At 58.0% G+C, this 14835-nt stretch carries 13 protein-coding genes and 3 tRNA genes; 5 read left to right on the forward strand and 11 right to left on the reverse strand.

The features are described 5' to 3' along the window. The 4 genes from J1777_RS13285 to J1777_RS13300 form a co-directional block, all read right to left on the reverse strand. Positions 1 to 1083 (reverse strand): MFS transporter (locus tag J1777_RS13285; protein WP_207576180.1); only part of this gene is annotated, 1083 nt, incomplete at its 3' end. A gap of 10 nt (positions 1084 to 1093) precedes the next feature. Further along, positions 1094 to 2701, reverse strand: coding sequence for a DNA recombination protein RmuC (locus J1777_RS13290; RefSeq protein WP_207576172.1), 1608 nt, complete (start codon positions 2699 to 2701; stop codon positions 1094 to 1096). Between the two features lie 83 nt (positions 2702 to 2784). Next, positions 2785 to 3795, reverse strand: a complete 1011-nt coding sequence (locus tag J1777_RS13295) for a 2-hydroxyacid dehydrogenase (protein WP_207576173.1) — start codon at positions 3793 to 3795, stop codon at positions 2785 to 2787. A gap of 19 nt (positions 3796 to 3814) precedes the next feature. After that, positions 3815 to 5194 carry a sodium:proton antiporter gene (locus J1777_RS13300; RefSeq protein ID WP_207576181.1) on the reverse strand — a complete coding sequence of 460 codons (1380 nt, stop codon included), beginning with the start codon at positions 5192 to 5194 and terminating at the stop codon, positions 3815 to 3817. Positions 5195 to 5606: 412 nt separating this feature from the next. Here J1777_RS13300 and J1777_RS13305 point away from each other — a divergent pair, with 412 nt between their 5' ends. Next, positions 5607 to 6143, forward strand: a complete 537-nt coding sequence (locus J1777_RS13305) for a phasin family protein (RefSeq protein ID WP_207576174.1) — start codon at positions 5607 to 5609, stop codon at positions 6141 to 6143. Between the two features lie 240 nt (positions 6144 to 6383). Here J1777_RS13305 and J1777_RS13310 read toward each other — a convergent pair whose 3' ends face one another. Next, positions 6384 to 6611 (reverse strand): sulfurtransferase TusA family protein, encoded by a 228-nt coding sequence (locus tag J1777_RS13310; RefSeq protein WP_207576175.1) that lies wholly within the window; start codon positions 6609 to 6611, stop codon positions 6384 to 6386. A gap of 33 nt (positions 6612 to 6644) precedes the next feature. After that, positions 6645 to 7553: a cysteine synthase CysM gene (gene cysM / locus J1777_RS13315; protein ID WP_207576182.1), complete on the reverse strand. Its 909-nt coding sequence runs from the start codon at positions 7551 to 7553 to the stop codon at positions 6645 to 6647. A gap of 42 nt (positions 7554 to 7595) precedes the next feature. On the opposite strand from cysM, the gene J1777_RS13320 reads away from it, so the two are divergent. Then, positions 7596 to 7680 (forward strand) — tRNA-Leu (locus J1777_RS13320). 274 nt (positions 7681 to 7954) lie between these two features. After that, a tRNA-Gly gene (locus J1777_RS13325) sits at positions 7955 to 8028 on the forward strand. A gap of 366 nt (positions 8029 to 8394) precedes the next feature. Here the strand turns inward: J1777_RS13325 and J1777_RS13330 are convergent. The 3 genes from J1777_RS13330 to J1777_RS13340 all read right to left on the reverse strand — a co-directional run bounded on the left by J1777_RS13330 (position 8395) and on the right by J1777_RS13340 (position 9941). Continuing rightward, positions 8395 to 8484: transfer RNA gene (locus J1777_RS13330), tRNA-Ser, on the reverse strand. 55 nt (positions 8485 to 8539) lie between these two features. Further along, positions 8540 to 9454: an SPFH domain-containing protein gene (locus J1777_RS13335; protein WP_207576176.1), complete on the reverse strand. Its 915-nt coding sequence runs from the start codon at positions 9452 to 9454 to the stop codon at positions 8540 to 8542. A 61-nt stretch (positions 9455 to 9515) separates the two neighbouring features. Further along, positions 9516 to 9941, reverse strand: a complete 426-nt coding sequence (locus tag J1777_RS13340) for an NfeD family protein (protein ID WP_207576177.1) — start codon at positions 9939 to 9941, stop codon at positions 9516 to 9518. Between the two features lie 84 nt (positions 9942 to 10025). On the opposite strand from J1777_RS13340, the gene J1777_RS13345 reads away from it, so the two are divergent. Next, complete coding sequence (locus tag J1777_RS13345; RefSeq protein WP_242700545.1) at positions 10026 to 12404, forward strand: arginine/lysine/ornithine decarboxylase; 2379 nt, start codon at positions 10026 to 10028, stop codon at positions 12402 to 12404. Positions 12405 to 12490: 86 nt separating this feature from the next. Here the strand turns inward: J1777_RS13345 and plsY are convergent, their stop codons facing one another. After that, the gene (plsY, locus tag J1777_RS13350) at positions 12491 to 13264 is read right to left on the reverse strand and encodes a glycerol-3-phosphate 1-O-acyltransferase PlsY (RefSeq protein ID WP_207576178.1); all 774 of its coding nucleotides are present in this window, start codon (positions 13262 to 13264) and stop codon (positions 12491 to 12493) included. 46 nt (positions 13265 to 13310) lie between these two features. Beyond that, positions 13311 to 13808 carry an aminoacyl-tRNA deacylase gene (locus J1777_RS13355; protein ID WP_207576179.1) on the reverse strand — a complete coding sequence of 166 codons (498 nt, stop codon included), beginning with the start codon at positions 13806 to 13808 and terminating at the stop codon, positions 13311 to 13313. A gap of 86 nt (positions 13809 to 13894) precedes the next feature. On the opposite strand from J1777_RS13355, the gene J1777_RS13360 reads away from it, so the two are divergent. Next, positions 13895 to 14835 (forward strand): FimL-related protein (locus J1777_RS13360; protein ID WP_479723411.1); only part of this gene is annotated, 941 nt, incomplete at its 3' end.

Genomic DNA, 14835 nt, shown 5'->3' on the forward strand with positions numbered 1-14835 from the left:
CCCCAGCACCGCCCCCAGGCTGCCAAACATCATCGGCATCATCACGCTCGAGGCATTGATCGCCATCATGCGCAAGCCCAAGGCCTGGCCATGGCGTGCCTCGGGGGTGATTTGGTGCAGCATGCTCATCACCATCGGCTGCACCGACCCCAGCACCAGGCCCAGCAACACCGAGCACGCGGCCATGCTCCACGGGCCGGGCATCAGCGGGTACAGCATAAACAGCAGGCAAGCGCCCAGCATGGCGCACCACACCACCAGCCACTCGCGCAAATGCTTGGCCAGCAGCGGCAACACCAGCCGCACGACCATGGCGGCAATGGCAAAACCGCCCAAGATGCTGCCAATCACCGAGGCCGACAGCCCACGCTCATGCCCAAGGATGGGGACAACAAAAGTATGCACATCCCAGCACGAGGACAGCGCCCAGTTCATCAGCAACAGGCGGCGAAAGCTTTGGTCTTGCAACAAATCCCACGCGGCCGGGGCCGGGCCTGCAGGGGTGGCAACCGGCGGCAAGTCCTTCACGCTGCGCAGAAAAAACCACGCTGCCAATGGCAGCAGCGCCAGCAATAAAAACGCCGCCCGAAAGCCAAGCTCACTGCCCGCTTGCCCACCGGCGTGGTCAATCAGCAACCCTGCCGCAAAGGGCCCCAGAAAATTAGAAATTGCCGGCCCCAAGGCCAACCAGCTGAACACTTTGCGCAGCTGCACCTGGTCGTGCGCACTGCGCCCCACATGGCGCTGCAAGGCAATCAAGGCCGTGCCCGCTGCCCCGCCGGTACACAAGGCGGCCAGGCACAGCACCGGAAAAATCGGCCACAGCACGGCCAAGCCTGTGCCCACCGTGGCCACGCCCACACTCAAGGCCACCGGGCGGCGCAGCCCATGGCGATCGGCATAGCTGCCAGCGGGCAAGGCCAAAAAAACCTGGGTCAAGGCAAACAGCGCCAACAACACCCCCACCGCTGCGGGGCTATGGCCTTGTGACAAGGCCAGCAAGGGCGTGGCCATGCGCAGCCCGGTCATGCCGGCGTGGATGGAGATTTGTGCCGCAATCAGCCGGGGCAGGTCGCGCGCCAGGGTGGACACCTCAGGCCTCCTCGTCCTGATGCCCCTGCGTGCCAAGCTCCAAGCGCAAAGCCTCCGCATCACGGCCCTGCTCAGGGCTGGGCAAGCTTTGCACGCCCTTTAAGCTGCGCTGAATGGCGCGGGTGCGCACATCGACCTGCTCAAACTTTTTCGCGGCCGCATCCAGTGACTTGCGCGTCGCCTCCACCACCGCACCAAACTTGGTGAATTCGGTTTTCACCTGCCCCAGCACCACCCAGACCTGGGCCGAACGCTCTTCAATCGCCAAGGTGCGAAAGCCCATTTGCAGGCTATTGAGCATGGCCGCCAAATTGGCTGGGCCCGTGACCACCACCCGGTATTGCTGCTGTAAGGCTTCGACCAGGCCGGGGCGGCGCAGCACTTCGGCAAACAAGCTTTCGCTGGGCAAATACATCAAGGCAAAGTCGGTGGTGTGCGGGGGCGCGAGGTATTTGCTGGCGATTTTTTTTGCCTCGGCCCGCACCGAGCTTTCCAGCGCCTGCGCAGCCGCCTGAATGGCCAGACGGTCGCCCTGCTCCCAAGCATCTTGCAGGCGCTGGTAGTCTTCCACCGGGTATTTGGCATCAATGGGCAGCCACACCGGCTGCTCACCTTGGCCGGGCAGGCGGATGGCAAATTCAACCAGCTCATTCCTGTCCGGAACGGTTTTCACATTGCGCCCATACTGCTCCGGGGTGAGCACACTGTCCAAAATCGCCCCCAGTTGCGCCTCGCCCCAGGTGCCGCGCGTTTTCACATTGGTCATCACGCGCTTGAGGTCGCCCACACTGGCCGCCAGGGTTTGCATCTCGCCCAGCCCCTTATGCACCTGCTCCAGGCGGTCGCTGACCAGGGCAAACGAGGCCCCCAGGCGCTGCTCCAGCGTGGCGTGCAATTGCTCATCAACCGTGCGGCGCATGTCTTCAAGCTTGGCGGCGTTGTCTTGCTGAATGGCGGCCAAGCGTTCATTCAAGGTGATGCGCAATTGCTCGGCCTGCTGCTCGCCGCTGTGCTGGTGGCGGTGCAGCTGCTCATCCACGGTGCGGCGCAGGCCCTCCAGCTGGGTGGCGTTGTCTTTTTGAATTGCGCCCAGGCGCTCGTTCAAAGTGGTGCGCAGCTGCTCGGCCTGCTGCTCGCTGCTGTGCTGGTGGCGGTGCAGCTGCTCTTCCACCGTGCGGCGTAGCGCCTCCAGCTGGCTGGCATTGTCTTTTTGAATCGCACTCAGGCGCTCATGCAAACTGGTGCGCAACTGGTCGGCCTGTTGCTCACTGCTGCTGCGGTGCCGATGCGCCTGCTCGGCCAGGGCTTGCTGCACCGTGGCCAGATGCTGCTGCAGCTCTTGGCGGCTGGCACGGGCCTCTTGCAAAGCCTGGGCCAAATGGGCTTCGACCAATTGCCGCAAGCCATCGGCATGCAATTGCTGGTTCTGGCCCAAGGTGTGCACCACCGCTTGCAATTGCTGGGCCAAGGCCTGGGCCTGCCCTTCTTGGCGCAGCAAAATATGTTCCAGCTCGGTCCAGGGGGTGGCCCGGCTGCGCCACAACTGCACGCACTGCAAAACCACCACCAGGGCCAAAGCGCCCACCACCACCATGTCCAACCAATTCATAAAGAGAGCTTCTACCGCTGTTCAATCAAGTGTTTTGAGGCTTTTTAACCTTGAAAGCCTTATTTAAAAAGCGCTTAAAGCTATTATTTTTTATAAGCAAAGCGCTGTGCCTGGGCGGCAGGATCGGGGGTATTCACTGGGGTTAAAGCGGGCTTGCCCTGTAAAACCGCCAGCAGGTTATCGGCGGCCAGTTGGCACATTTTTAAGCGGGTGGCCGCCGTGGCGCTGGCAATGTGCGGGGTCAGCACCACATTGGGCAGCTGCAGCAAGCCGGGGTAAATCTGGGGCTCACCCTCAAACACATCCAAGCCAGCGGCCGCAAGGCGACCGGTTTGCAACGCCTGCACCAACGCCACTTCATCCACAATGCCGCCACGCGCAATATTGATTAAGGTGGCACTGGGGCGCATCAGCGCCAGCTCGGCAGCGCCAATCGTGTGGTAGTTCTCGGGTGTCAATGGCAGCACCAGCACCAAGTGATCGGCTTGGCGCAGCAAACTTTCCTTGTCCACATACTGGGCTTGGCAATCGGCCTCCAGCGCCTCGGACAGGCGCGAGCGGTTGTGGTACAGCACCCGCATCCCAAACCCTTTGGCCGCCCGCCGCGCAATGGCCTGACCAATGCGCCCCATCCCCAAGATGCCCAAGGTGCTGCCATGCACCTCCGTGCCCAGCAGCATGTGGTATTGCCACTCTTGCCACTTGCCAGCCCGCAGAAAATGCTCGCCTTCCGTAATCCGCCGGGCCGTGGCCATCAGCAGGGCAAAGCCAAAGTCGGCGGTGGTCTCGGTCAGCACATCCGGGGTATTGCTGGCTTGCACCCCCGCAGCAGTCAGCGCGGCCACATCAAAATTGTTATAGCCCACGGTCATATTGGCCACCGCCTTGAGCTGGGGGCAGGCCGCCAGCAAAGCAGCATCCACTGGCTGAATACCGGTAGCCAAAAGGCCATCTTTCCCTTGCAATTGGGCGATCAGCGCTTCTTGGCTCCAGTGAATATCGGCTTGGTTGTCCTGCACCTCACACGATTGGCGTAAAAAATCCACCACCTGCGGGGCAATGGCACGGGCAATCAAAATATGGGGACGGGACATCAAGCCAACCTTTTACTCATTAAAAAAACATATACGTCATGATAATAAACAATGGTGTCAGAATAATCCCCGACCAGAGCATATAACCAAAGAAGCTGGGCATGCGCACACCACGGTCTTCCGCAATGGCTTTCACCATCATATTCGGCGCATTACCAATATAAGTATTCGCCCCCATAAATACCGCCCCTGCAGAAATTGCTGCCAAGGTCGTTGCCATTTCTGTGGTGAGCTGCAGCACATCGCCGCCAGCGGTATTAAAGAACACCAAATAGGTCGGCGCATTATCCAAAAAGGACGACAAAACACCGGTGGCCCAGAAATACATCGCTGGATTTGGCGAACCATCAGGATTGGTCACTGCCCGCACGATGGGGCCAAACGGCCCTTCTGTACCAGCTTTGAGCATGGCGATGACAGGAATAATGGTGAGGAAAATCCCCGCAAACAGCTTGGCCACCTCAAACATCGGATCCCAGCCAAACTGATTGGCCGTATGCACCCGGTGCGAAGTCGTTGCCAGCGAGATCACCGCAACCACCACCAAACCCAAGTCACGCAGCAAGCCGGGCAACCCCACTTCGGTGCCTGCAATGTCAAACACCACCGGGCTTTGCCAAATGCCGCTCATCAAGACAAGGGCCACCACAGCCGCCAAGAGAACGAAGTTGAATTTCCCATCAAACCCCAAGCGCTCATGCTCAGCAGCCTCCACCTTGGCCGGCTGGGCGGGTTCGCGGCGGTATGCCCAGGTGTCCCACACAAAAAACAAACCCAGCAAAACAACCACTAAAAATAAAGTGTCTGGCCAAATATGCTGAAAAGTCCAAGTAAACGGCACACCCTTCAAAAACCCCAGAAATAGCGGTGGATCACCCAAAGGCGTTAAAGAACCACCTGCGTTAGAAACAATAAAAATAAAAAATACAACCACGTGGGTCATGCTAGAGCGTTGCGCATTGGCCCGAATAATCGGACGAATCAACAGCATCGAAGCCCCGGTGGTTCCCATAAAACTGGCCAGCACCGCACCAATGGCTAAAATTGCCGTATTGAGTACCGGCGTGCCACGCAAACTGCCTCGGATATAAATGCCACCAGCCACTACATACAAAGCCGTCAGCAAAATGACAAACGGCATATATTCAGCCAATAAAGCATGTATAAAATTTACCCATGCAGCGTGTATGCCAAAATAAAAAGCAAACGGTAGCAAAAAAGCCAACGCCCAGCCCGTAGTGATCTTGCCAAAATGGTGGTGCCAGACATTGGGCACAACCAAGGGCATCACCGCAATCGACAGCAGCACCCCAGCAAACGGCACTCCCCAAGCCAACGACAGGCTGGCCCCATCAATGTCAGCTGCACTGGCAACGCCAGGCAGGAAAAACAACCCCATCAAAAGTGCTAACCACTGTGTTTTTTTCAACAAAACATTGCTCCTTATTTTGGCGTTAAAGGTTTTTTTGGTCGTTCAAGCAGTGCTCGCCTACACCTGCCATCTGGCCAACGCAAAAAAATTTTACAAGTGTACGGTTTTTCAGAACATATTCAGGGGTTGGAGAGTGAAAATTAGGAGAAAACCTAAGGCGCACAAAGGTATTGCGCTCTTGTTTTTTAAAAATTTGCCCTCTTTTGCAGCGACATCCGCATCGCATCGCAACTTGCAAGATTTTTTTTGCTGCACTGCAACAAAAAACACTTGCATATCAGCCACAGCCGATTACAATACGCCTCATGCTGCACTGCAACATAAGTGTTCCATGACATGCAGCACCCTTGTCCCTTCTCTTTTTTTAAAGGAAATCACCATGGCACTGACCCCCGAACAAATCCTGAGCGCCCACAAAGCCAACATCGACACTATTTTCGGCCTGACCACCAAAGCCTTTGAAGGCGTGGAAAAGCTGATCGAGCTGAACGTTAACGCTTCGCGTGCTGCCCTGACTGAAGCCGCAGCCCACAGCCAAGCCTTGGCCGCCGCCAAAGACGTCCAAGACTTGGTAAACCTGCAAACCGCTTTCTTCCAACCTTTGGCTGAAAAAGCCGCTGCTTACAACCGGCATATTTTCAACATTGCCAGCAGCACCAGCACCGAACTGCAAAAAGCCTTGGAAGACAAAGCCGGCCAGTACCAGCAAAGCTTCAACGGCTTGATCGAAGCTACCGCCAAAAATGCGCCTGCCGGTTCTGAAACCGCCGTGGCCATGATGAAGAGCGCTGTCTCTGCTGCCAACAACGCCTTTGAGTCGGTACAAAAAGCCGTCAAGCAAGCCTCCGATATGGCCGAAGCCAATATCAAGGCCGTGACCACGGCTACCACCGCTGCCCCTAAAGGCAAGGCTTAAGCCCTTAAAAAAGGGGGGTAATAACGTCTAAAAGGGTTTACCCTATAATCCCCCCTTGTTGCATTGCACGTGCAAGTTTTCGGTTGTCTCCTTGGATCCTCTTGAAACACTGTTTCTGGATCCCTTCAAGCCCAGTACCTCACTGGGCTTTTTTTTTGGGCTTTTTTTTCCTGTAGCTTGGCAAGCTATCCACTGCCTGCTGCTGGGCCGCATACACAACCCAGCAGCAGGCGGACGGCTTTAACGGCGGCGCAGCAGGTGGATAAACTCACCGCCCTCAGATGTTTGTTCCAGCAGCTCATTGCCGGTTTGGGTGGCAAAAGCCTTGAAGTCGGCCATCGACCCAGTGTCCGTGGCGACCACCTTCAGCACCTGGCCACTTTGCATCTGGGCCAAGGCCTTTTTCGCCTTCAAAATCGGCAGCGGACAGTTCAGTCCCCGCGCATCAACTTCTTGATGAATGTCCATGTTTATCAACCTTTGCTGTATTTGAATGCCGCTTTATACCGGAAAGACCCCCGTCGAAAGATAGCGATCGCCTCGGTCACACACCACGAAAACAATGGTTGCATTCGTCTCGCGCTGCGCAATTTGCTGGGCCACCCAGCAAGCACCAGCGGCTGAAATACCGGCAAAAATCCCCTCCTCACGGGCCAAGCGGCGGGCCATGTCTTCGGCATCGTCCTGCACGACCGTAACCAGCTCATCAACCAGACTAGGGGTATAAATTTTTGGTAGGTACTCTTGGGGCCATTTGCGAATCCCCGGAATGCGAGAACCTTCTGCAGGCTCAGCCCCAATGATGCGAATCGCCGGATTTTTCTCTTTCAAAAACTTTGCCACGCCGGTGATCGTGCCGGTTGTCCCCATGGCACTGACGAAATGGGTGATCTGCCCTTCGGTCTGCGCCCACAGTTCCGGCCCGGTGCCGGTGTAGTGGGCCAGGGGGTTGTCCGGGTTGGCAAACTGATCAAGCACCACACCCTTACCCTGGGCCACCATTTGCGCAGCCAAATCCCGGGCATATTCCATGCCACCACTCTTGGGTGTCAGCACCAGCTCGGCTCCGTAGGCTTTCATGGTTTGCGCCCGCTCGATGGACAAGTCCTCCGGCATGATCAGCACCATGCGATAGCCTTTGATGGCCGCCGCCATCGCCAAAGCAATTCCCGTGTTGCCGGAAGTCGCTTCAATCAGCGTATCGCCTGGGTGAATTTCGCCTCGTGCCTGGGCCTGCTCAATCATGGACAGCGCGGGCCGGTCTTTGACCGAGCCAGCCGGATTATTCCCCTCCAGCTTGCCAAGCAGCACATTGCCACGCTGGGCATTGTCTTGCGCACCAATGCGCTGTAACGCCACCAGTGGGGTGGCACCAATCGTCGATTCAATTGTTGGGTATTTCTTTTTCATAGCCATAAATGTGCCATAATTGCGGCTTCTCTGATTTTTACAGCCCGGGTGGTGAAATTGGTAGACGCAGGGGACTCAAAATCCCCCGCCGCAAGGCGTGCCGGTTCGATTCCGGCCCCGGGCACCACAACAAGCCTGCCTAATGCAATTCTTGCATGCAGGTAGGCTCAAAAAAGGCGATTCCTTCAAAGGAATCGCCTTTTTTGTTTGTTCATCAGCCCAACCGCTCCATCCATTGCCCAGCAGTTATGCACATCACAATGATGCTGTGCTGCATTAAGAGACCTACTTTTTTTAATCCATCGGTGCAAGCAACCGCAGATTTAAGAAAAAAACGCTAAAAAATCGCTTAGAATTTTTGTGTTTGCTTAACGCATCAAAAAAATAAAAAGCATCCATACGCGGGCGTAGTTCAATGGTAGAACGGCAGCTTCCCAAGCTTCATACGAGGGTTCGATTCCCTTCGCCCGCTCCAAATCCCCCATACAGCGCCTTGCGCCGAGCATCCAGCAAGGCAAAAAACCACCTTGAAGACGAAAAATTTTTGTCGATGGTGATGGGCAAGCTGCGTGCAATCGCACATTTCGACGGCATTTAACGCTGTGCCAACGCCCTCCATGCCCTGAAAAATACCCGCAAACTGCATGCAAAGGCAATGTTGGCGCAAGCATCAATGGCCCACCACAGTGCCCTGCAGAGGCAGTGCAGTGCTGTTACTCGGCACACCTTGGGCTTGTAGCTAGAGCGACGGAGATTCTGCGGCAGCAACAGCCAGCGGAAGTGGGAGACACAAAAAAATAAGCCGTTAATTTTATTAAAAATTAACGGCTTATTGGTATTTTGGCGGAGAGGGAGGGATTCGAACCCTCGGTAGGTTTTACCCTACACACGCTTTCCAGGCGTGCGACTTAAGCCACTCATCCACCTCTCCGGCGGTGAAGCTAGTATTGTAGCCTAGGAAAATACCGGTTTTCCGATTTTTCGGCTTATTTTGTATTTCCTTGCTGAACCACCCGCATGGCCGAGGCGATGAGGCCAGAGACTTCCGAGATGTTGCTCGGCACGATCAAAGTGGTGTTGGCATCTTGCGCCACTTTGCTGTAAGCATGGACGGCGCTTTCTGCAATTTTTAACTGTACAGCATCAGCGCCACCGGGTTTTTCGATGGCGCTGGCGACACGTTCCAGCGCCTGTGCTGTGGCACTAGCTACAGTCACGATAGCAGTGGCCTCGCCTTGGGCTTTGTTGATGGCGGCCTGTTTTTCACCTTCGGAGCGGGCAATGAAGGCTTCGCGCTCGCCGGTAGCGATGTTGATTTGCTCTTGTCTGCGACCTTCCGAGGCAGCGATCAAAGCTCGTTTTTCGCGTTCGGCGGTAATTTGGGCCTGCATGGCCCGCAGGATTTCGTTGGGCGGGGTCAGGTCTTTGATTTCGTAGCGCAGCACCTTCACTCCCCAGTTCAGCGCGGCCTCGTCAATGGCATTGACCACCTGGGCATTGATCATGTCGCGCTCTTCAAAGGTTTTGTCCAGCTCCAGCTTACCGATCACGCTGCGCAGCGATGTTTGCGCCAGTTGGGTGACGGCCATGATGTAGTTGCTCGAGCCATAGCTGGCCCGCATGGGGTCGGTGACCTGAAAGTACAAAATGCCATCGACCTGCAGCTGGGTGTTGTCGCGGGTAATACATACTTGGCTGGGCACATCCAGTGGAATTTCTTTCAAGCTGTGCTTGTACGCAACCCGATCGACAAACGGAATGATGAGGTTCATTCCCGGGGTCAGTGTGCCGGCGTATTTACCCAGCCGCTCCCGAATCCAAGCGTGCTGCTGGGGCACCACTTTGACCGCCTGGGTAATGAATACGATGGCAACAACCAATAAAACGATGGCGACTTCCATGGTTAAACCTTTCTGAAGCTGAGGAAGGGATGGGGCAGTGTAAAGGGCAAATCCGCCAGGCTCAGGCCTTGTCCACGATCAAGCGGTTGCCTTGTATTTCAATGATGCGGTGCAGGCCTGGGCTGGGCAGGCTGCCGGGGCGCAGGGCGACATTCCACTGGCTGCCCCGGTAAGGCACGCGGGCGGTGCCATCGCTGGCCCATTGCTCGATGGTGATGGTCTCACCAATGTCTAAATTGACATCCGGATTGGCCTGGGCGGGCAGTTGCGGGGCGCGGCGGCGGCGAATGCGGCGGCCCAAAAAAATGCTGACCATGCCAACCACGGCGGCGCAAGAGATTTGCACTGGCAAATCCAGGCCCAAATGGGCGGCGATGGCCCCAGCGGCCAAGCCAACGCTGATCATCAGCAGGTAAATCGTGCCCGTGGCCAATTCTGTGGCAATCACAACGCCGGTCAAAACCCACCAAATGGTGCTTGCTTGCATAGTTATTCCTTGGTAAGCGCAGATATTCATTACACTGCGCGGCTCTTTCCCCCTACCATCATGCCCAGTTTTTAGAGGGTGCCCATGAAGTTTCGCTTTCCCATTGTCATCATTGACGAAGATTACCGCTCAGACAACACCTCGGGCTTGGGCATTCGCGCCCTGGCCGATGCCATTGAAAGCGAAGGCTTTGAAGTGCTGGGTGTCACCAGTTATGGCGATTTAAGCCAGTTCGCCCAGCAGCAAAGCCGGGCCAGCGCTTTTATTTTGTCGATTGACGATGAAGAGTTCGGTCTGGAAGAAGACACCGCCCCGGTGATTCACAGCCTGCGCAGCTTTATCGGCCAGGTGCGGCGCAAAAATGAGGATGTGCCGATCTACCTGCATGGCGAGACCAAGACCAGCCAGCACCTGCCCAACGACATCCTGCGCGAGCTGCATGGCTTTATCCATATGTTTGAGGACACGCCCGAGTTTGTCGCCAAGCACATCATCCGCGAGGCCAAGAGTTACCTGGAGGGCGTGCAGCCACCGTTTTTCAAAGCCCTGCTGGACTATGCCGAGGATGGCTCGTATTCGTGGCACTGCCCCGGCCACTCGGGCGGCGTGGCGTTTTTGAAAAGCCCGGTGGGCCAGATGTACCACCAGTTCTACGGCGAGAACATGCTGCGCGCCGACGTGTGCAACGCCGTGGAAGAGCTGGGCCAGTTGCTCGACCACAACGGTGCCATTGGCGAGTCTGAGCGCAACGCCGCACGCATCTTCAATGCCGACCACTGCTACTTTGTGACCAACGGCACCTCGACCAGCAACAAAATCGTCTGGCACCACACGGTGGCACCGGGCGATGTGGTGGTGGTGGATCGCAACTGCCACAAATCCATCTTGCACAGCATCATCATGACCGGGGCCATCCCGGTGTTCCTCAAACCCACGCGCAACCATTTCGGCATCATCGGCCCGATTGCGCAAAGCGAGTTTGAGCCCGAGACCATCCGCGCCAAGATTGCCGCCAACCCGCTGCTCAAGGGCGTGGACCCCCACAGCGTCAAGCCACGCATCCTGACACTGACGCAATCGACCTACGACGGCGTGCTCTACAACACCGAAACCATCAAGGGCCTGCTCGACGGCTACGTGGACAACCTGCATTTTGACGAGGCCTGGATTCCGCACGCCGCTTTCCACCCGTTTTATGGCAGTTACCACGCCATGGGCAAAAAGCGCGCGCGGCCCGAGCATTCCGTGGTCTATGCCACGCAGTCCATCCACAAACTGCTGGCCGGTATCAGCCAGGCCTCGCACGTGCTGGTACAGGATTCGCAGACCGAAAAACTGGATCACCACCTGTTCAACGAGGCGTATTTGATGCACACCTCGACCAGCCCGCAGTACAGCATCATTGCCAGCTGCGACGTGGCCGCCGCCATGATGGAGCCGCCCGGCGGGACCGCGCTGGTGGAAGAGTCCATCCTGGAAGCGCTGGACTTTCGCCGCGCCATGCGCAAGGTGGAGGACGAGTTTGGCGACGACGACTGGTGGTTTGAAGTCTGGGGCCCGCAAGAGCTGGTGGCCGACGGCATTGGCCGGGCCAATAGCTGGGTGATTCGTGGCCAGGATGCCGCCCCCAAACGCGCGGCGCGCAAAAACCGCGAAGACAGCAAAGACATCGACAACTGGCATGGCTTTGGCGATCTGGCCGACGGCTTCAACATGCTGGATCCCATCAAGACCACCATCGTCACGCCGGGGCTGGATTTGAATGGCGACTTTGCCGAGACGGGCATCCCCGCCTCCATCGTCTCTAAATACCTGGCCGAGCACGGCGTGGTGGTGGAAAAGACCGGGCTGTACTCGTTTTTCATCATGTTCACCATCGGCATCACCAAGGGCCGCTGGAACACGCTGCTGGCGGCCATGCAGCAGTTCAAAGACGACTACGACCGCAACCAGCCGCTGGCGCGCATCCTGCCCGAGTTTGTCCAGCAGCACCGCCGCTACGAGCGCATGGGGCTGAAAGACCTGTGCCAGCACGTGCATGAGATGTACGCCAAGTACGACATCGCGCGCCTGACCACCGAGATGTACCTGGGCGACCTGACCCCGGCGATGAAGCCGGCCGATGCCTACGCCCACATTGCCCAGCGCAAGACTGAGCGCGTGGAGATCGACCAGCTGGCCGGGCGCATCACCGTGGGCCTGATCACGCCCTACCCGCCCGGCATTCCGCTGCTGATCCCGGGCGAGGTGTTCAGCCAGAAGATCGTCGATTACCTGCTGTTTGCGCGCGAATTTTCCAAGCTGTGCCCTGGCTTTGAGACCGACATCCACGGCCTGGTGGAAGTGGAAGACGAGCACGGCGAGGTGCGCTTTTACGCCGATTGCGTGGCCCAGCCTGCTACAGCACCTGCTGCAGCGCCTGCCGCCAAGGCCAAAAAAGCCAAAACCAGCAAGGCCAAATAAAGCTTTGTGGCCCTGGCCACTGACCACGCGGTCAGTGGCTGGAGCAAAATTAATAGCTGCTTACGCTTGCACAACAAGCGTAAGCTTTATTTTTTGTGCTTATTCTTTTTGGTAGAGCGCGGCTTGCGCTCTGCTTTTGCGCCCATTTCGGCCATCACCTGGGCGGCGTTTTTGGGCGCGGCTTTGGGCTTGGTCTTGCGGATGGTCAGGGCGGGTTTCACGGGCTGTTTCTCTTTCTTGCCGCCGCCAATTTGGCTTTCTTCGCCACGGATCAGGCGGCCAATGTTTTCGCGGTGGCGCCACACCAGCAAGGCCGCCATCACCATGATGGCCACCAGCAGCGGTGTTTCGACCGACCACAGGCTGCCATCCAAAATCAAATACGCCACCGGTGCGCCCAGGCTGGCCAAGAGCGCTGCCATGGAGGAATAGCGCGAGACAAACGCCACCACCAGCCAAATGCCCAGCACGATCAGGCCCAGCCAGCCACTAATTCCCAGCAGCACACCCAAGGCGGTGGCCACGCCTTTGCCGCCTTTGAAGCCAAAAAACACCGGGAACAAGTGCCCCACAAACGCGCCCAGCGCCACCAGGGCCAGCGCCCCATCGCCCAGGCCCCACTGCGGGCCCCAGGTTTTGACCACCAGCACGGGAATCAGCCCTTTGAGGGCATCGAGCAGCAGCGTAAGCACGGCGGCCACTTTGGAGCCCGAGCGCAGCACATTGGTGGCCCCCGGATTGCCGCTGCCGTAAGAGCGCGGGTCGTGCAAGCCCATGGCGCGACTAACAATCACTGCAAACGACAGCGAACCGACCAAGTACGCCAGCACAGCGGCCAGCACAGGAGCGAAAACGTTCAACGCAACATCCTTGCCCGCAAGCGGCGAGCACAAACTAAAAAGAGCGCTATTTTGCCAGTGCGCAGTGCACAGGCCGGGCATTCAAGAGTTGCACGCACACCTGCGGATCCATTTGCAGCAAGTAACCGCGCCGCCCGCCGTTGATGGTGATGCGCGGCAAATCCAGAATGCTCGCCTCGATAAACACCGGCATGGCCCGGCGGGTGGCAAAGGGCGAGGTGCCGCCCACCAGGTAACCGCTGTGCCGGTTGGCCACCTCGGGCTGGCAAGGCTGCACGCTTTTGGCGCCGATTTCGCGGGCCAGATTTTTGGTGGATACCGTGCAATCGCCATGCATCAGGATGATCAGCGGCTTGGCATCCTGGTCTTGCATGATCAAGGTCTTGACCACCAAATGCTCATCCAGCCCCAATTGGCGCGATGATTCGCCACTGCCGCCGTGCTCGACATAGTCGTACACCAGCTCGGTAAACGGCACTTTGTGCGCCTTGAGCAGCTGGGTGGCCGGGGTTTCGCTGACGTGGGATTTATCTTTTTTTGCCATGGCCGCGGTTATAGCGTTTTTCTGGTGTTTTTCATGCAGACTTGGCAGTTTTTCGTGTTGTGACTGCTTTGCTCTGATTGGCCCTGATGTCTGCGATTGCCCCGCCACCTTTTGATCCCCGCGAACTGGTTTTGCCCTCGGTATTGGCCATGCTGGCCGACGTTGCCACGCAACTGGAGCACCCCACAGCGCAAACCGTGCACCTGCTGGCCCAAATTGCCCAGGCCTTGGACAGCGTACACCTGCTGGCACCGGCCAAACTGGTGCGCAGCCTAGAGCAAGCGTGCCAACCGCCTGGGCCTGGCCCTGAGCGGCATACCAGCACCACCCTGCCAGCCACCGACACCGCCCAGCACCTGCCCGCCCTGCGCCAATTGGCACACCGCGACCTGCTGCGCCACCTGGATGCGCTGGCCAATCAGCAGCCTGCCGATACCGCCCAGCTCTTTGACAGCTACCGCGCCCTGGTGCGCCTCAGTGGCAAAGACAGCGCCCACCCCGCTGATCTGTGGGAGCAGCGCCCAGACCATGCCGCCCTGGCCCAGCTGCCCGCTGAAATCACCAACCGCTACCCCACCCTGGTGCCCTGCGATGCCGTGCGTGCCGAGCTGGACCAGGCCGTGCTCGCCTGGGTCAAAGCCCCGGCCCCAGGGCATGCTGCCACCCTGTGCCACATCAGCCTGGGGCTGGCGCACAGCGCCCCCACCCCCGCCTTGCGCTGCGCCTGGCAGCTGGTGGCCGGTTGGTGGGATGCGCAAGCCGCCGCCTTGCTGCCGCCCGACATCTACGCCAAGCGCCTGGCGGCCCGGGTGCTGATGCTCTACGGCCAGCAGCTCAAAGGGGCCAGCGCCGCCACCACCCCCTTGCTGGATGAGCTGCGGTTTTTCTGCGCCCAGGGGGTGCAAAAACTACAGCACGCACCGATTGATTCTGCGCCAATTTTTTCAGCAATATGCTTGGCTTATGAATTAATACCAGCGCCTACAGCTCCTCAAAAAGAAGCAGCCGAACAAGCGCCCCCCGCCCC

It is taken from the genome of Comamonas denitrificans, from assembly GCF_017368815.1.
GTDB classification, from domain to species: domain Bacteria; phylum Pseudomonadota; class Gammaproteobacteria; order Burkholderiales; family Burkholderiaceae_C; genus Comamonas; species Comamonas denitrificans.